At 62.8% G+C, this 16,196-nt stretch carries 16 protein-coding genes; 8 read left to right on the top strand and 8 right to left on the bottom strand.

All coding sequences use genetic code 11. From position 1 onward, the window contains the following. The first annotated feature begins 4 nt into the window (after positions 1-4). Positions 5-403 carry a Fur family transcriptional regulator gene (locus tag RHIZ70P_RS09210; RefSeq protein ID WP_115670108.1) on the top strand — a complete coding sequence of 133 codons (399 nt, stop codon included), beginning with the start codon at positions 5-7 and terminating at the stop codon, positions 401-403. Positions 404-430: 27 nt separating this feature from the next. Here the strand turns inward: RHIZ70P_RS09210 and RHIZ70P_RS09205 are convergent, their stop codons facing one another. From RHIZ70P_RS09205 to tyrS, 6 genes are all read right to left on the bottom strand, one after another. Continuing rightward, on the bottom strand, positions 431-958 hold the full coding sequence (locus RHIZ70P_RS09205; protein ID WP_115670230.1) for a gamma carbonic anhydrase family protein: 528 nt from the start codon (positions 956-958) through the stop codon (positions 431-433). 31 nt (positions 959-989) lie between these two features. Further along, positions 990-1,262: a hypothetical protein gene (locus RHIZ70P_RS09200; RefSeq protein WP_115670107.1), complete on the bottom strand. Its 273-nt coding sequence runs from the start codon at positions 1,260-1,262 to the stop codon at positions 990-992. A 48-nt stretch (positions 1,263-1,310) separates the two neighbouring features. Continuing rightward, positions 1,311-2,702, bottom strand: a complete 1,392-nt coding sequence (locus tag RHIZ70P_RS09195; RefSeq protein WP_235842199.1) for a D-alanyl-D-alanine carboxypeptidase — start codon at positions 2,700-2,702, stop codon at positions 1,311-1,313. Between the two features lie 177 nt (positions 2,703-2,879). Beyond that, positions 2,880-3,671 carry a hypothetical protein gene (locus tag RHIZ70P_RS09190; protein WP_115670105.1) on the bottom strand — a complete coding sequence of 264 codons (792 nt, stop codon included), beginning with the start codon at positions 3,669-3,671 and terminating at the stop codon, positions 2,880-2,882. Between the two features lie 271 nt (positions 3,672-3,942). Next, a complete protein-coding gene (locus RHIZ70P_RS09185; protein WP_115670104.1) occupies positions 3,943-4,554 on the bottom strand; it encodes a transglutaminase-like cysteine peptidase in 612 nt (203 codons plus the stop codon). A 498-nt stretch (positions 4,555-5,052) separates the two neighbouring features. Continuing rightward, the gene (gene tyrS, locus RHIZ70P_RS09180; protein WP_115670103.1) at positions 5,053-6,309 is read right to left on the bottom strand and encodes a tyrosine--tRNA ligase; all 1,257 of its coding nucleotides are present in this window, start codon (positions 6,307-6,309) and stop codon (positions 5,053-5,055) included. Between the two features lie 132 nt (positions 6,310-6,441). Between tyrS and RHIZ70P_RS09175 the strand changes: the two genes are divergently transcribed. Beyond that, the gene (locus tag RHIZ70P_RS09175) at positions 6,442-7,587 is read left to right on the top strand and encodes an anhydro-N-acetylmuramic acid kinase (RefSeq protein WP_235842192.1); all 1,146 of its coding nucleotides are present in this window, start codon (positions 6,442-6,444) and stop codon (positions 7,585-7,587) included. Here the strand turns inward: RHIZ70P_RS09175 and RHIZ70P_RS09170 are convergent. Further along, positions 7,573-8,436 (bottom strand): patatin-like phospholipase family protein, encoded by an 864-nt coding sequence (locus RHIZ70P_RS09170; RefSeq protein WP_115670101.1) that lies wholly within the window; start codon positions 8,434-8,436, stop codon positions 7,573-7,575. The genes RHIZ70P_RS09175 and RHIZ70P_RS09170 overlap by 15 nt on opposite strands. Before the next feature lie 174 nt (positions 8,437-8,610). Further along, complete coding sequence (locus RHIZ70P_RS09165) at positions 8,611-9,288, bottom strand: alpha/beta hydrolase (protein WP_028735059.1); 678 nt, start codon at positions 9,286-9,288, stop codon at positions 8,611-8,613. Positions 9,289-9,504: 216 nt separating this feature from the next. Here RHIZ70P_RS09165 and RHIZ70P_RS09160 point away from each other — a divergent pair, with 216 nt between their 5' ends. The 6 genes from RHIZ70P_RS09160 (at position 9,505) to RHIZ70P_RS09135 (ending at position 16,180) form a co-directional block, all read left to right on the top strand. After that, a complete protein-coding gene (locus tag RHIZ70P_RS09160) occupies positions 9,505-10,671 on the top strand; it encodes a cysteine desulfurase family protein (protein WP_115670100.1) in 1,167 nt (388 codons plus the stop codon). 144 nt (positions 10,672-10,815) lie between these two features. Then, on the top strand, positions 10,816-12,285 hold the full coding sequence (gene sufB, locus RHIZ70P_RS09155) for a Fe-S cluster assembly protein SufB (RefSeq protein ID WP_115670099.1): 1,470 nt from the start codon (positions 10,816-10,818) through the stop codon (positions 12,283-12,285). Between the two features lie 213 nt (positions 12,286-12,498). Next, positions 12,499-13,254, top strand: a complete 756-nt coding sequence (gene sufC, locus RHIZ70P_RS09150) for a Fe-S cluster assembly ATPase SufC (RefSeq protein ID WP_115670098.1) — start codon at positions 12,499-12,501, stop codon at positions 13,252-13,254. Between the two features lie 23 nt (positions 13,255-13,277). Beyond that, positions 13,278-14,552 carry a Fe-S cluster assembly protein SufD gene (gene sufD / locus RHIZ70P_RS09145; RefSeq protein WP_115670097.1) on the top strand — a complete coding sequence of 425 codons (1,275 nt, stop codon included), beginning with the start codon at positions 13,278-13,280 and terminating at the stop codon, positions 14,550-14,552. After that, positions 14,545-15,789, top strand: coding sequence for a cysteine desulfurase (locus RHIZ70P_RS09140; RefSeq protein WP_115670096.1), 1,245 nt, complete (start codon positions 14,545-14,547; stop codon positions 15,787-15,789). Before sufD ends, RHIZ70P_RS09140 begins: the two co-directional genes overlap by 8 nt. Before the next feature lie 10 nt (positions 15,790-15,799). Continuing rightward, entirely contained in the window at positions 15,800-16,180 is a 381-nt protein-coding gene (locus tag RHIZ70P_RS09135; protein WP_028735065.1) for an SUF system Fe-S cluster assembly protein, read from the top strand. Positions 16,181-16,196: the final 16 nt, after the last annotated feature.

The raw sequence follows: 16,196 nt of genomic DNA, 5'->3' as shown, positions 1-16,196 counted from the left end.
TGCCATGACCCAGCCGCAACTGACGAAGAACCAGTCGCTTGTCTTCGATGCGCTCTCGCAGACAGGCGCGCCGCTATCGGCCTACGGCATACTCGACCTTCTCCGCGAAAAGGGGTTCCGGGCGCCTCTGCAGGTCTACCGGGCGCTCGACAAGCTGGTGGAGTCCGGCCTGGTGCACCGGCTGGAAAGCATCAACGCCTTCGTCGCCTGCGCCCATCAAAAGAGCGACTGCTGCGCCCATGGCACGGTGGCCTTCGCCATTTGCAACACATGCGGTCGGGTCGAGGAATTCCACGACCACGCCATCGATCATCGGCTGGCCGACTGGGCCAAGTCCAAGCGCTTCAAGGCCGAAAAGACGACCATCGAGCTACGCGGGGTGTGCGCCGCCTGTGCGGCCTGAGGCCTCGAGCGGCTGCCCAGGGGCGCGTCAGATTTCCTTGAGATCGCGGGCGAAGCGCTGCCAGTTGCGCACGTAGTTTTCCGCTGAAAGGCCAAGGCCCGCAGCAGCCGCTTCGTCGAGGCTGCGCACGACCCGGGCCGGCGAGCCGACGATCAGCGAATTGTCGGGAAATTCCTTGTTCTCCGTCACCAGCGCATTGGCGCCGACCAGACAGTTCCTGCCGATCCTGGCGCCATTGAGGATCGTCGCTCCCATGCCGACCAGGGAATTGTCGCCGATCGTGCAACCATGGATGATGGCGTGATGGCCGATCGTGCAGCCGGTGCCGATCGTGACCGGAAAGTGCGGGTCCGTATGGATCATCACGCCTTCCTGGATATTGCTGCGGGCACTGATGACGATCGGTTCGTTATCGCCGCGAAGCACGGCGCCGAACCATATGCCGACATCCTCGCCAAGCTCGACCTGGCCGATCACATGGGCTCCAGGCGCAATCCAGAACCGGTCCGATGGCGGAAGCTTGGGCGTGAGATTGCCCAGCGAATAGAGCGGCATGGTTTCCTCTTCGGGCACCAGAATCGGAGGTTCAGCGCAGACGCAGGACGACGGGAAGACGGCCGCCATGCGTCGAGACATGAAGATGGATGCTTGCCTCCGGCTGCGAATAGCGCCAGGCGCGGGCGCCATGGCAGAGCAGCAGGCCGATCAGGTCCTTGGTCCGCGAGCCCCGCTTGCGCTGGAGTCCGAGATCGGCGAGGCGATAGGCCGCCTCATGCAGCGGGTGCAGGCTGTAGCGGCCATCCTTGCCGCTATTGTCCTGGGTCGGGGCGAGATCGAAGTGATTCTCGTTCGATGCCATTGCGATTACCTCGTACACGATACAAAAATCGAGGTGGAAAACCGGTTGCTACTGCGACGCCGCCCAGCAGCCGATGCCTATTTTCTTCAGCGACTTGCACGCGTTGACGGCCATCTTTTGGTCGCCGAACCCGCCGAAGCGTGCGCGATAGAGCTGCTCGGATCCGGTCTTGTAGGCGACCGTGAAGGGGGTGGCGGAACGCAATACCTTTCCGCCTTTGTCCTGCGCATTGCGCAGAAGGGTCATGGCCTGTTCCCGGTCCGGCGAGGTGCCGACCTGGATCACCCATCCGGAAGGCTGGGTGGAGGCGGTTGTCGTCTGGTCGATATCTGCGGATGCCACAGCTTCCGGCTGGGCCGCCGGTTGAGGCGCGCTGGCAGGCGCGATCGAGGCCTGGCTGTCGGGCATATAGGCCGGGGCCGGCTGCGGGACAGGCATGCCTGCGCCGAGCGGCTGGGGTCCGGCTCCACGCGTGGCGTCCAGCGCTGCCGCGGCGGCAGAGGGGCTGGCGGGTGCGGCATAGGCCGAAGCGACGGGTGCCGCCTCGTAGCGCACTTCCGGCAGCGGTCCGGTGGACGGCAGGGAGGGCACGCCCAAAGCCATATTCGGGGCTTCGGCGGCCATTGCGGCTGCGGCCGGCGCGACCGACGTGTTCATCTTGGCGATCAGGTCGCCGCCTCCCGCGCGCGACGCCTTGGGCAGGTAGGCCTGAACCAGCTTGGTCATGCGCGCATTGCGGTTGGCCCCCGAAGGCGCACCCATGACGACGCCGACGATCGAGCGGCCGTCCGCCTGGGCGGAGGTGACCAGGTTGAAGCCGGCGGCGCGGGTGAAACCGGTCTTGATGCCGTCGACGCCCCGCACTGCGCCGAGCAGGCGATTATGGTTGCCGATGGTCTGCTTGCCGAACTTGAAGCTGCGGGTGGAGAAATAGCCGTAATACTGCGGGAAGTGCTGGCGAAGAGCGATGCCGAGACGCGCCTGATCGCGGGCGGTGGTCATCTGCGCTGTGTTCGGCAGGCCGTGGGCATTGCGATAGGTGGTCTTGGTCATGCCGAGGCTGCGGGCCTTGGCGGTCATCATCTGCGCGAATCGCTGCTCGGAGCCGCCGAGGAATTCGCCGAGCGCGGTGGCAATATCGTTGGCCGAACGGGTGACGAGAGCCAGGATTGCCTGCTCGACGGTGACCGAGCGGCCGGCGCCGACCCCGAGCTTCGACGGCGGCTCCTTGGCGGCATTGGCCGAGACCGGCACCTTATCGCCAAGTCGGATCCGGCCGGCTTCGAGAGCCTCGAACGTCAGGTAAAGGGTCATCATCTTGGTGAGCGATGCCGGATAGCGCAGACTGTCGGCATTCTCGCTGTAGAGAACCTTGCCGGTCTTCGCGTCGACGACGATGCCGCCATAGGTCGGCTTTGCTGCGGCCAGTGAGGCGCTCATGCCCAATGCAGTCACGAATACCAGGGCGGCAACGGCCAGCTTGCGCATCTGGGAAGCGAGATTAAGGCGTCGGAATGTATTTTTCACCGCAAGACTCTTCACATGCTGAATTTCGGATCGGACGCACCCCCACGCGACCACTCCGACCAGAGTACGGAAACAGCCTTACCAAGAGGTTTATAATGAATCATTCGTTGCCGTATTGCTGCGCATTGGCGGATTCGGGGACGTCGACCCGCTGATGACGCGGTCGCGAATATAGGCCTCGATGGCCTTGTCGATCTGCTGCCAGTCGGAAAGCAGTTCGCTGGAAAAGCGGTAGAGCACCGTCAGGTCGCGTCCGGCGTGAATGTCGCGCTGGCAATCGCTATTGCTCGGCAGGTCGCCGGGGCCTGGCAGCAGGCAGCGCACCGCGTAGTCGGCCTGCCCGGGCCGCGGCGCGGTTAAGAGGACTTCGCGATCATACCCCGTGCCGGCCCGGAAGCGATGGAGGGAAAGGCCGAAAGGGCCGCTTTCCGGGGTTCCAGTGAAGAGATGCGAGTAAATGGGATCGACCCGTCCCGACATGTCGCGCGACATCGTGCTTTGCGACAGTTGCAGGAAGATCAGCGATTTTGCGTGCGCAAGGTCATCGAAACGCCGGCGGTTCCCCTTGCTGTAGCCTGTCATCTCCGGCCAGAGCACGAAAAGGTCGAGGCGCTCGGACCTGCCGCTCCTTCTCTGATCCTCGAAGCGGATCGCATTGGCGGGAACATGCAGGCGATCGAGGCCGATTGAGACGTCGACAGGCTCGGCACTCGCGCTGTGGCCCGCCAGTGACCAGCGTTCGCCTATGCGATCACCGAGCAGGCTGATGGCCAGAGACAGAAGTGCAAGGGCTGTGACGGCCGCTGTCAGAATGATCAGAAATCGAACCGAGACCAGAGGGGCCTGCTCTTCGGTTTCTTTCGCGATGCGGGTTGCTTCCATGGTTCTGCCCCCGAGGCAACGGCAAACGAAGGGCCAGTATCGTTCCGGGCGACGACCGTCTCGCCCCGCCGATTCTCGCCTTCGCGATAAGATCGACACTCGGCGACTATGGTTAACGGGCGGTTAAGGCCTGTGCGGGCAGGGCAAGGGCGCGCAAGAAAAAACCGGTCCCGCTTATGGCGGGACCGGCTCGTTGGCTCCGGTCGGGGACGGGGTATGCGGGGGACGGACCGGGCCAGGGGCTCAAGGGCTGCCGCGTCGGGCGGCGACCTCAGTTCGTCTTGACGCTACCGACGGCCGTAGCCCGACCGTCCTGGAGCTTGACCCAGCGTCCCGGATCGTCGGACGACTGGCGCTTGAGATAGGTGTATTCCGTCTCGGACCACAGCATGACCTTGTTGCGCATGTTGTCGAGGACGAAGTCGCCGTGATCGGTGCGCACCGTCAGCACGGCATGTCCTTCGCCATTCGGCTGCAGCACGACGGTGAGGAGGAGGTCGGACGGGGCGAAACCGCGATCGATCAGCATCTTGCGCTTCAGCAGCGCGAAGTCTTCGCAATCGCCGACCGTGCGCGGATAGGCCCAACGCTCCTCGACGCCGTAAATGTCCTGGTCGGTCAGCGGCGTGATCGAGCTGTTGACCGTATAGTTGACGTCGAGCAGGGTCTTCCAGCTCGTTTCGGTGAGCTGGGCTGGGCCGCCATCCCGGCTCGCCGCAACGCATTCGCCGCCATAGGTCTTGCAGAATTCATAGTGGCCGATCGGCGGATTTGCCTTTCCGACGACCCGCATATTTGCCGGCAGTGCCATGGCCGGAAGCGCGAGAGCGCCGGACATTGCGATGGCCAAGAGTCCAATACCCAGAGTTCTTTTTGTTGTCATTGGTCGTCTCCCCGTGTTGAGGAGACAATGACAGGGAGATTTTGATCTCTCGCAAAATTGCGAAGTAAAAACCGAGGTTAAATCTAATCAAAACAAGGAAAAACGATAATAAAACAAGTATAAAATTGAAATTGTAATTTATTATATTTTGTCGAAAGTTTGGCTCGAATTTTAACGAATCGGCACAAGTGGGCTGGAGCGATATAGGATATAAGGCTCTGATCCAAAAGAGAAAAATAGAATATCGCGGGGCGCCGAGAGAGTGGTGGCCGGCGATGCGCGGGTTGCGGAATGGCCAGGAACCGACGCTTGTCGTGCGACCGGATTTGCGCCTCACGCAGCAAGAATGCGGAGCGAGGCGCGGATCGGGTCGGAAGGCCGATAAATTTATTTTCCGGACGACGTCTTTTTTTGGTCGGGCCGGGAGCAGCATGTCCTGGCGCTTCGCCACTCCGTGGCGATGGCCGGGCGGTGGAAACGCCCGGCGCCGCCATCCTGTCAGACGGAGCGCACCAGCATGTGCTTCTTCTTGCCGAGGGACAGCTTGATCACGCCGTCTGCGGTCATCTCACCCATGCCGATCGCCATGCGTTCGTCGCTGACGGCAGCATCGTTGATCTTCACGGCGCCGCCCTGGACATGACGGCGGGCTTCGCCGTTCGAGGCGGCAAGGCCCGCGCGCACGATCAGCGACAGGAGACCGATGCCGGCCTCGAGTTCGGCAGCTGGAATTTCAATCGACGGCAGGTTTTCCGAAAGCCCACCTTCCTCGAAGGTCTTGCGCGCGGTCTCCGCCGCCTGCTCGGCGGCTTCGCGACCGTGCAGCATGGCGGTGATCTCTGTCGCGAGGATCTTCTTCACCTCGTTGATCTCCGAACCGCCGAGGCTCGCCAAGCGGCCGATCTCAGCCATCGGCAGGGTGGTGTAGAGCTTGAGGAAGCGCGGAACGTCGGCATCCTCGGTATTGCGCCAGTACTGCCAGAAATCATAGGCCGAGAGCATGTCCGGATTGAGCCAGACAGCGCCGTTCACCGACTTGCCCATCTTGGCGCCCGACGACGTGGTCAGGAGCGGCGAGGTCAGCGCGTAGAGCTGCTGCGTGCCCATCCGATGGCCAAGGTCGATGCCGTTGATGATATTGCCCCACTGGTCGGAGCCGCCCATCTGCAGGCGGCAGTCGTAGCGCTTGGCCAGTTCGACGAAGTCGTAGGCCTGCAGGATCATGTAGTTGAACTCGAGGAAGGACAGCGACTGCTCGCGGTCGAGGCGCGTCTTGACGCTGTCGAAGGACAGCATGCGGTTGACCGAGAAGTGCCGGCCGACGTCGCGCAGGAATTCCAGATAGTTGAGCGAACGCAGCCATTCGGCATTGTTGATCATCAGGGCGCCGCCCTTGGGCCCCTTGTCGTAGTCCAGGTAATTGGCAAAGACGCGCTTGATCGAGGCAATGTTGCTCTCGATCGTCTCGACGGTCATCAACTGGCGGGCCTCTTCCTTGAACGAAGGGTCGCCGACCATGCCGGTGCCGCCGCCCATCAGCGAAATCGGCCGGTGGCCGGTGGCCTGGAACCAGTGTAGCATCATGATCTGGATAAGGCCGCCCGCATGCAGCGACGGCGCCGTGGGGTCGAAGCCGATATAGGCCGTCACGCTCTCCTTGGCGAGCAGGTCGTCGAGGCCGCTTTCATCGGAAATCTGATGAATGAAGCCGCGCTCTTGCATGGTGCGGAGGAAATCGGACTTGAACTTCGTCATGACCTTCAGGCCTTCTGGAATGTATCGGGAACGGGAATTTGCCGGCGGCTTTAGCATTGTTTTTTGAAATGTGCACCCGTTTCGGCCATGAATAACACTGATGACATTCATTCGAATCGATGGAGAGACCTTGTGGGTGGCAGGATGCGGGCGATCGGACTGATGAGCGGCACCTCGATGGACGGGATAGACGTCGCCATGCTGGAAACGGACGGCGAAAGCTTCGTCGAGCGAGGGCCATTTCTCATCATTCCCTATGATCCGGCCTTCCGTGATCGCCTGAAGCAGGGATTGGAAGACGCCAGGACGATGACCGAGCGCTCGGCGCGTCCGGGTTGTCTCGCTGAACTGGAGCACGACCTGACGCTTCGTCACGCGGGGGCGGTCAAGGCCTTCCTCGGTGCCCACAATCTATCGGCGGGTGAGATCGACGTGATCGGTTTTCACGGGCAGACCGTCCTGCATCGCCCGGACCAGCGGCTGACCGTGCAAATCGGCGATGGTGCGCTACTTGCGCGGGAAACCGGCATTGACGTGGTCCATGACATGCGTGCCAACGACATGGCGCATGGCGGGCAGGGCGCACCTCTGGTGCCCGCCTATCACGCGGCGCTCGCGGCCTCGCTCAAGCAGGCCGCCCGCCCGATCTGCTTCGTCAATATCGGCGGCATTTCCAACCTCACCTATATCGGTGCCGAGGGGGAAATCCTCGCCTTCGACAGCGGTCCGGGCAATGCGCTGATCGACCAGTGGGTGGAGGTCAATGCCGGCGTGCCTTTCGACCAGGGCGGCAGGATCGCTTCCGAGGGCCAGGTGCTCATGGATCTCGCCGAGCGCTATCTCGATCACCCCTTCTTCACCACCGACCAGCGCCGTTCGCTCGACCGCAGTGATTTTCGCCCGCCGCAATCGGATGAGGCGGGGCTGCACGACGGCGCCCGCACACTGGCCTATGTGACAGCCGCAGCCATTCTGCGTTCCGCGGGGCATTTGCCCCATGCGCCGCAAACCTACATCATCAGCGGCGGCGGGCGGCTCAACCGCACGATCATGGCCGACCTGACCGAGATCGCCGCGCGAAGCGGCGCGACCGTCCTGACGGCGGAAGAGGCCGGTTTCGACGGCGATGCGACGGAGGCCGAGGCCTGGGCCTATCTTGCCGTGCGCTCGCTGAAACGGCTGCCGCTTACCTTTCCGGGGACGACGGGGGTAAAGGCGCCGGTGGCAGGCGGTGTCCTGGCGCGTGCCGAGGCCCTATCGCCGTCAGCGGCCAAATAGCCTCGGCATGGTTTTGGCGAAGGTCGCGCCGTCTCTCAGGCCCACCTCAAAAGCGTGCCTGAGGCCGGCGGCGTCCGAAACCGTGAACTTGTTGACGCGGATGTCCTCGCTCGGACCGACTACGACGCGGTTGGGCGAGGCCAGCGGCAGGCGGCCGTAGCGCGTGGTCAAGAGCAGCGTCCGGCCGCCCGTCGCTTCGGTCTCTGCAAGCCGGATCGTTGGCGGATTGTCGACCAGCCCGCCGTCGAGATGGTCGCGTTCGGCGATGCGGCCTACCGGCATGAAGGGCGGCACCGACGAGGTTGCCATCATGGCGTCGACCAGATCGGCCGCGGACGAAAGCTCGTGCGTGGAGATCCAGGCGGGTGTCAGCCCCAGATAGCGGCCGGCCTTGGAATGGGCGCCGCCGGTCAGGCGTTTCTCGATCTGGTAGGCAGCGATCGAGCCGAGCGCCGCAAGTCCACCCGGCATCCAGCCCGGCGGGCGCGCCAGCTGGATCAGCATTGGCGGCGCGGCCTTGAGTGCCGCCAGTTCACCCTCACCGAACTGCTCTGCCAAGAACTGCCGGTATAGGCCGCCGACGACGAGCGGCGAACGGCGCTCCTTCAGCGCGGCCCAGTCGAAGTCCGGGATATTGCGTTCGGCGAAGCTGAAGGCCGCGTTGCGCACCCGCTCGCCGATACCGGCCAGGTTCATCGCGCAGTGATAGGCGCCCGCAGACACCGCCACATAATAGGATGGACGCTGCGGATAGCGCAGGTTCAGCGACAGGAAAAAGCCGCTCTGCCAGTAGCAGCGGTTTCCGCCGCCGGCAAAGCCGATCGCATCGAATGACAGGGCGTCGGGCATATTGGCAGGTCTGAGGACGTGTTGAAAAATCAGGTGACTATTGTTCAAGTCAGAACAATCTTGCCGTGCTTTGTCAACGCCGGTTGTGCCTATCCGGTCCCCCACAAGCAAAATCCGTGCAATAAAAAACGCCGGCCTTTTGACCGGCGTTCTCTATAATTGCATGACCGAGGCTCAGCGGATACGCTTGGCGGCCGGTTCCGGGACCAGTTCGCCTTCGAGGCGACGGTCGAGATAGTCCTCGCATTCGGCCATCAGCGTTTCCGTCTGGCCGGAAAAGAAGTGGTTGGCGCCGGGCAGCGTCTTCTGGGTGATCAGGATGCCCTTCTGCGTCTTCAGCTTGTCGACAAGGCCCTGGACGTCCTTTTCCGGCGCGACCTTGTCGGCGTCGCCATGGATGATCAGGCCGGACGACGGGCAGGGGGCGAGGAAGGAGAAGTCATAGGTGTTGGGCTGCGGCGCGATCGAGATGAAGCCCTCGATCTCCGGCCGGCGCATCAGGAGCTGCATACCGATCCAGGCGCCGAAATTATAGCCGGCGACCCAGCAGCTCTTCGAATCGGGATGCAGGCTCTGCACCCAGTCGAGCGCGGAAGCCGCATCCGACAGTTCGCCCGCGCCGTGGTCGAATTCGCCCTGGCTGCGGCCGATGCCGCGGAAGTTGAAGCGCAGCGTCGTGAAGCCGCGCTTCTGGAACATGTAGAAGAGCTGGTAGACGATCTGGTTGTTCATCGTGCCGCCGAACTGCGGATGCGGATGCAGGATGATCGCGATCGGCGCGCTTTTCTCCTTGGACGGCTGGTACCGTCCTTCGAGGCGGCCCGCCGGGCCGTTGAAAATCACTTCAGGCATTGGGTCTCCGGTCCGTGCAAATTTCTGTGGTTCCTGGACAAGCATTTCCTGTCAGCTGACTTGACGAAGTCAGTCAACTTTCATAAAACCCAGTTTAGAATTGTTCGAAACTGGGTGGCTGTCCATCCAAGGTCGAAGGTGTCATAGGACAAGCCCGACGGAAATTTCAAGGAAAATGCGCTTGCTGGCTGCCAGCGGGCGCGACACGGACCCGATATGGCCAAGGAGCGCATCTATCTCGACTGGAATGCCACCGCCCCCCTGATGGAGGCGGCGCGCTCCGTCATGCTCGATGCACTTGCTCTGACGGGCAACCCCAATTCCGTGCATGCAGAGGGTCGCGCCGCCAGGGCCGTCATCGAGACGGCCCGCCGCGAGGTCGCAGCGCTTGTCGGTGCCACGCCGGCGAACGTCGTCTTCACCGCCGGTGCGACCGAAGCCGCCAATCTGGTGCTGACGCCGTCCTACAGGATGGGAAAGGCGCCGTTGCCGATCGGCCGGCTCCATGTTTCGGCGATCGAGCATCCGGCTGTGCGCGAGGGTGGCCGATTCGCGCCTGAACAGATCGGCGAGATTCCGGTGACCTCTGCCGGGTTGACGGATCTCGAAGCGCTGGAGCGGCTTCTTTCCGCCCATGACGCCTCGACGGGGCTGCCGCTGGTGGCGGTGATGGCGGTCAACAACGAGACCGGCATCATCCAACCGATCCGGGAGGTCGCCGCGATCGTACATAGACGCGGTGGCCTGCTGCTGGTCGATGCGGTGCAGGCGGCCGGGCGAATTCCGCTCGATCTGCCGGAGATCGGTGCCGACTTCCTCATTCTTTCGGCCCACAAGCTGGGTGGACCGAAGGGGGCCGGCGCGCTGATCGCCCGCGGCGAAACCCTGATGCCCGCGCCGTTGATCCGTGGCGGCGGCCAGGAGAAGGGCCACCGGGCGGGGACGGAGAATGTCGCAGCGATCGCCGGCTTCGGCGCGGTTGCCGCCTGGGCACGAACCGGGTTCGAGGCCAGAAATGCGGCAATCGGCGCCTTGCGCGACCGATTGGAGCAAGGCATGCGGAGCGCGGCGCCGGATCTCGTCATTCATGGCGAGACTGTCGGGCGGGTCGCCAATACGAGTTTCTTCACCCTGCCGGGTCTGAAGGCGGAAACCGGCCAGATCGCCTTCGATCTGGAGGGGGTTGCGCTCTCTGCGGGGGCCGCCTGTTCGTCCGGCAAACTCGGCGCCAGCCATGTGCTGACCGCCATGGGGCAGGACGCCAAGACGGGCGCCTTGCGCATCTCGCTCGGGGCGACGACGACGAAAGACGATATCGACCGCACGGTCGAGATATTTGCGAAGATCGCGGGGCGCCGGAAAATCTCCGGCGAAGCCGCATGAAAGACCGGGAAAAATTGGCAATAACCATTTTTCTCCTTGCCGCGAGGGTGAAAAACACGCCTCTGGCAACTACATAAGTGCGGGTTTCCGCTCAATACGTTGACAAGCTGCCGGCCTTTGATCCGGCAAGATTGGAGAACGCGAATGGCTGCTGTGCAGGAAACGATCGATCAGGTGCGCCAGATCGATGTGGACCAGTACAAATACGGTTTCGAGACGATGATCGAAGTCGACAAGGCTCCCAAGGGCTTGTCGGAAGACATTATCCGCTTCATTTCCGCAAAGAAGAACGAACCGGACTGGATGCTCCAGTGGCGGCTCGACGCCTACAAGCGTTGGCTCACCATGGAAGAGCCGACATGGGCGCGCGTCAATTATCCGAAGATCGACTTCAACGACCTCTATTATTATGCCGCGCCGAAGAGCACGACCGGCCCGACTTCGATCGACGAGGTGGATCCGGAACTGCTGAAGGTCTATGAGAAGCTCGGCATTCCGCTGCGCGAGCAGGAGATCCTGGCCGGCGTGCAGACCTCCAAGATCGCCGTCGACGCCGTGTTCGACAGCGTCTCGGTCGTCACCACCTTCAAGGAAGAGCTGAAGAAGGCCGGCGTCATCTTCATGTCGATCTCGGAGGCGATCCGCGAGCATCCCGAGCTGGTGCAGAAATATCTCGGCTCGGTCGTGCCGGTCACCGACAACTATTATGCGACGCTGAATACCGCGGTCTTCACCGACGGTTCCTTCGTCTTCGTGCCGAAGGGCGTTCGCTGCCCGATGGAACTGTCGACCTATTTCCGCATCAACGAGAAGAACACCGGCCAGTTCGAGCGCACGCTGATCATCGCCGAGGAAGGGGCTTACGTCTCCTATCTCGAGGGCTGCACCGCGCCGCAGCGCGACGAGAACCAGCTGCACGCCGCCGTGGTCGAACTGGTGGCGCTGGACGATGCCGAGATCAAGTATTCCACCGTCCAGAACTGGTATCCGGGCGACAAGGACGGCAAAGGCGGCATCTACAACTTCGTCACCAAGCGGGGCGATTGCCGCGGCAAGAATTCCAAGATTTCCTGGACCCAGGTCGAGACCGGTTCGGCGATCACCTGGAAATATCCGTCCTGCATACTGCGCGGCGACGGTTCGCGCGGCGAGTTCTACTCGATCGCCGTGTCGAACGGCCACCAGCAGATCGACAGTGGCACCAAGATGATCCATCTCGGCAAGAACACGTCGAGCCGCATCATCTCCAAGGGCATTTCCGCCGGCTTCTCCAACAACACCTATCGCGGCCAGGTTTCGGCCCACCGCAAGGCGGAGAATGCGCGCAACTTTACCCAGTGCGACAGTCTTCTGATCGGCGACAAGTGCGGCGCGCATACCGTGCCCTATATCGAGGCGAAGAACTCGACGGCGCAGTTCGAGCACGAGGCGACCACCTCGAAGATCTCCGAGGACCAGCTGTTCTACTGCCTGCAGCGCGGCATTCCGCAGGAAGCGGCGATCGCCCTGATCGTCAACGGCTTCGTCCGTGAGGTCATTCAGGAACTGCCGATGGAATTTGCCGTCGAAGCGCAGAAGCTGATCGGCATCTCGCTCGAGGGGAGCGTGGGGTGATGGATGCTGTCGGCCTGATTTACTACGCTTTGGTGTGCGGCGGAATTGCCGTCTTCGCCCCGAATGTACCGAACAGGCTGGCACGTGCGGTCGTGGGACTAGGTGCGGGAGCAATCTCTGCCTTCGTTTTTCCCTTCATCCGCGCCCTCTTTGGAAATTGAACATACGACGTGCGCTGAGCTTGCTCGCGCGTTGAGAGACAGGAAGAACATTATGCTTGAAATCAGAAACCTCCACGCCCGCATCGCCGAAGACGGCACCGAAATCATCCGTGGCCTGAACCTGACGGTCAAGGCCGGCGAAGTGGCTGCCATCATGGGCCCGAACGGCTCGGGCAAGTCGACGCTCTCCTACATCCTGTCCGGCCGCGAAGACTATGAAGTCACCGAGGGCGACATTCTCTACAATGGCGAGAGCATTCTGGAACTCGACGCCGCCGAGCGCGCCGCCAAGGGCATCTTCCTCGCCTTCCAGTACCCGGTCGAAATCCCGGGCGTCGCTACCATGCAGTTCCTCAAGGTGGCGATGAACGAGCAGCGCAAGGCCCGCGGCGAAGCTGAACTGACGACCCCGGATTTCATGCGCCGGGTCAAGCAAGCGGCGGCCGAGCTGAAGATCAACCCGGACATGCTGAAGCGGCCGCTCAATGTCGGCTTCTCCGGCGGCGAGAAGAAGCGTGCCGAAATCCTGCAGATGGCGCTCTTGGAGCCTAAGCTCTGCGTGCTTGACGAGACCGATTCGGGCCTCGATATCGACGCCCTGAAGATCGTTGCCGACGGCGTCAACGCGCTGAAGTCGCCGGATCGCGCCGTTATCGTCATCACCCACTACCAGCGCCTGCTCGACTACATCGTCCCGGACACCGTCCACGTCCTCTACAAGGGCCAGATCATCAAGACCGGCGACAAGAGCCTGGCGCTCGACCTCGAAGCCAACGGCTATGCCGACATCATCGGAGAAGCGGCCTGATCGGCCGGAAAGGAGTTCCGACGATGACACTGCAAGCAGCGAACCGTCTGACGGCGGCCGAAACCCAGTTGATCGAGGCTTATACGAACCAGATCGGCGGGCTGCCGGGCGATGGCGACGTGCTCGTCGCCCGTGACCGCCTGTTCGACGAACTGAAGCGGGCCGGCCTGCCGACCCGCCGCATCGAGGCCTGGCACTATACCGACCTCAAGGCGCTGATGCGCGGTGTCCCGGCCCTCGACCTGTCCGCCACCGCCACCGTGGTGGCACCGGTCGTTGCCGGCGCCACCGTGCTGTCCCTCGTGCAGGGCAGGGCCGACCTTGGCCCGATGCCGGACGGCGTCCAGGCGACCGCCTATCGCGACAGCCTGGCGAACGGTTCCGCTGCCGCCAAGCTTTTCGCCCGCGATGGCGATGATACGATCGGCCGTCTGAACGGCAGCTTCGTGCGCGACGGCATCGAACTGCACATCGAAGACGGCGCCAGCCTTGACGCGCCGATCGAGTTGCAGAGCGTTCATTCCTGCGGCCCGGTGCATGTCCGGTTTCCCGCCCGCTTCGGCAAGGAAAGCCGCGCGACGGTAATCGAGCGCCATCTGGGCAATGGCGCAGGGGCAAGCCTCGTCTCCAGCGTCGCCGATCTGAAGATCGACGACGGCGCGGAGGTCACCTGGATCATCCTGCAGACTGAAGGTCCGGACGATACCCATCTCGGCCAGATCAAGGTCGAACTCGGCGCCAATGCCCAGTTCCGCCTTTTCGTCGTCAAGGCCGGCGGCAAGCTGGTGCGCCAGGAAATCCACCTTCGCACGGCCGGTGAAGGCTCGGACTTCAAGCTGCGCGCCGTCAACCTGCTCGGTGGCGAGACCCACACCGACCTGACCATGACGCTCGGCCACGACGTGCCGAACACAACGTCGACGGAAATCGTCCGCAGCGTCGTGTTCGACCGCGCCAAAGGCGTGTTCCAGGGCATGATCCGCGTCGCGCCGGACGCCCAGAAGACCGATGCCCGCATGGCTTGCAACACGCTGCTGATGTCGGACGACGGCGAGTTCTCGGTGAAGCCCGAACTCGAGATTTTTGCCGACGACGTGCAGTGCGCCCATGGCGCGACGGTCACCGACATCGATCACAATCACCTCTACTACCTGATGGCGCGCGGCATTCCGGAAAAGAAGGCGCGCGGCCTGCTGATCAATGCCTTCGTGGCGGAAGTGGTCGAGGAACTGGAAGACGAGGCGCTGGTCGAGGCGCTGGAAGGGATCATCACCGACTGGCTGGACAATCATGGCTGATCATCTCACCGCCCAGACCGGATATGACGTCGCGGCGGTGCGCCGCGACTTCCCGATCCTGTCGCGCGAAGTCTATGGCAAGCCACTCGTTTATCTCGACAACGCCGCCTCTGCGCAGAAGCCGCGACAGGTGATCGACGCCATCAGCCACGCCTATTCAAACGAATATGCCAACGTTCACCGCGGCCTGCACTTCCTGTCGAATGCCGCGACGGATGCCTATGAAGGCGCGCGCGAAAAGGTGCGCCGTTTCCTCAATGCCGGTTCGGTCGACGAGCTGGTCTTCACCAAGTCTTCGACCGAGGCGATCAACACGGTCGCCTATGGCTGGGGCATGACCCATATCGGCGAAGGCGACGAGATCGTCCTGTCGATCATGGAGCACCATTCCAACATCGTGCCGTGGCATTTCCTGCGCGAGCGCAAGGGCGCGAAGCTCGTCTGGGCGCCGGTCACCGACGACGGCGCCTTCGACCTCGAAGCCTTCGAGAAATGCCTGACCGAGCGCACCAAGCTCGTCGCCATCACGCATATGTCCAACGCGCTCGGCACGGTCGTGCCGATCAAGGACGTCTGCCGGATCGCCCATGCACGCGGCATTCCGGTCATGGTCGACGGATCCCAGGGCGCGGTCCACATGCCGGTCGATGTCCAGGATCTGGATTGCGACTGGTATGCGATCACCGGCCACAAGCTCTACGGCCCGTCGGGCATCGGCGTGCTCTACGGCAAGATGGACCGTTTGAAGGCCATGCAGCCCTTCATGGGCGGCGGCGAGATGATCGTCGAGGTGACCGAAGACACCGTCACCTACAACGACCCGCCGCACCGCTTCGAAGCCGGCACACCGCCGATCGTCCAGGCGATCGGCCTCGGCTATGCGCTCGACTATATCGAAGGCCTCGGCCGCGAGGCGATCGCCGCCCATGAGGAAAGCCTGCGCGCCTATGCCCATGAACGCCTCTCGGCGATCAATTCGCTCCGGATTATCGGCAATGCGCCGGGCAAGGGGGCGATCTTCTCGTTCGAGCTCGGCGGCATCCATGCACATGACGTGTCGATGCTGATCGACCGTCGCGGCGTCGCCGTACGTGCCGGTACCCATTGCGCCCAGCCGTTGCTTGCCCGTTTCGGGGTCACCTCGACCTGCCGGGCCTCCTTCGGTCTTTACAACACCCGTGCGGAAGTCGATGCGCTCGCAGATGCGCTCGACCATGCCCGCACTTTCTTCGCGTAAGGAAACGTCGATGAGCGTCAACGAAAGCGAGCAGAAGCCGGACGTCCGCGAAGGGATCGTCCATACCGCCATTCCGGCCGACGAAGTGGCGCGCCTCAGCGACGACATCATTGCCGCGCTGAAGACGGTCTACGACCCGGAAATTCCGGCCGACATCTTCGAACTCGGGCTGATCTACAAGATCGACATCGACGACGACCGCATGGTCAAGATCATGATGACGCTGACGGCCCCCGGCTGCCCGGTGGCCGGCGAGATGCCGGGCTGGGTGGAGAATGCCGTCAGCGCCGTGGAAGGTGTCTCCGGCGTCGAGGTCGAGATGACCTTCGATCCGCCATGGACGCCGGACCGCATGTCGGAAGAAGCCCAGGTCGCCATCGGCTGGTATTGATAGAAGCCAAGTCGCC

This window comes from Paenirhizobium selenitireducens ATCC BAA-1503 (assembly GCF_900492185.1).
Classification (GTDB): Bacteria; Pseudomonadota; Alphaproteobacteria; order Rhizobiales; family Rhizobiaceae; genus Allorhizobium; species Allorhizobium selenitireducens_A.
The sequence above is the reverse complement of the archived record's forward strand: the minus strand, read 5'-3'. Positions and strand labels throughout refer to the sequence as shown.

Excerpts from the sequence above, each read along its gene's own strand:
- RHIZ70P_RS09210 (WP_115670108.1), top strand. The coding sequence starts at position 5 with ATGACCCAGCCGCAACTGACGAAGAACCAGTCGCTTGTCTTCGATGCG.
- RHIZ70P_RS09205 (WP_115670230.1), bottom strand. The coding sequence starts at position 958 with ATGCCGCTCTATTCGCTGGGCAATCTCACGCCCAAGCTTCCGCCATCG.
- RHIZ70P_RS09200 (WP_115670107.1), bottom strand. The coding sequence starts at position 1,262 with ATGGCATCGAACGAGAATCACTTCGATCTCGCCCCGACCCAGGACAAT.
- RHIZ70P_RS09195 (WP_235842199.1), bottom strand. The coding sequence starts at position 2,702 with ATGAGCGCCTCACTGGCCGCAGCAAAGCCGACCTATGGCGGCATCGTC.
- RHIZ70P_RS09190 (WP_115670105.1), bottom strand. The coding sequence starts at position 3,671 with ATGGAAGCAACCCGCATCGCGAAAGAAACCGAAGAGCAGGCCCCTCTG.
- RHIZ70P_RS09185 (WP_115670104.1), bottom strand. The coding sequence starts at position 4,554 with ATGACAACAAAAAGAACTCTGGGTATTGGACTCTTGGCCATCGCAATG.
- tyrS (WP_115670103.1), bottom strand. The coding sequence starts at position 6,309 with ATGACGAAGTTCAAGTCCGATTTCCTCCGCACCATGCAAGAGCGCGGC.
- RHIZ70P_RS09170 (WP_115670101.1), bottom strand. The coding sequence starts at position 8,436 with ATGCCCGACGCCCTGTCATTCGATGCGATCGGCTTTGCCGGCGGCGGA.
- RHIZ70P_RS09165 (WP_028735059.1), bottom strand. The coding sequence starts at position 9,288 with ATGCCTGAAGTGATTTTCAACGGCCCGGCGGGCCGCCTCGAAGGACGG.
- RHIZ70P_RS09160 (WP_115670100.1), top strand. The coding sequence starts at position 9,505 with ATGGCCAAGGAGCGCATCTATCTCGACTGGAATGCCACCGCCCCCCTG.
- sufB (WP_115670099.1), top strand. The coding sequence starts at position 10,816 with ATGGCTGCTGTGCAGGAAACGATCGATCAGGTGCGCCAGATCGATGTG.
- sufC (WP_115670098.1), top strand. The coding sequence starts at position 12,499 with ATGCTTGAAATCAGAAACCTCCACGCCCGCATCGCCGAAGACGGCACC.
- sufD (WP_115670097.1), top strand. The coding sequence starts at position 13,278 with ATGACACTGCAAGCAGCGAACCGTCTGACGGCGGCCGAAACCCAGTTG.
- RHIZ70P_RS09140 (WP_115670096.1), top strand. The coding sequence starts at position 14,545 with ATGGCTGATCATCTCACCGCCCAGACCGGATATGACGTCGCGGCGGTG.
- RHIZ70P_RS09135 (WP_028735065.1), top strand. The coding sequence starts at position 15,800 with ATGAGCGTCAACGAAAGCGAGCAGAAGCCGGACGTCCGCGAAGGGATC.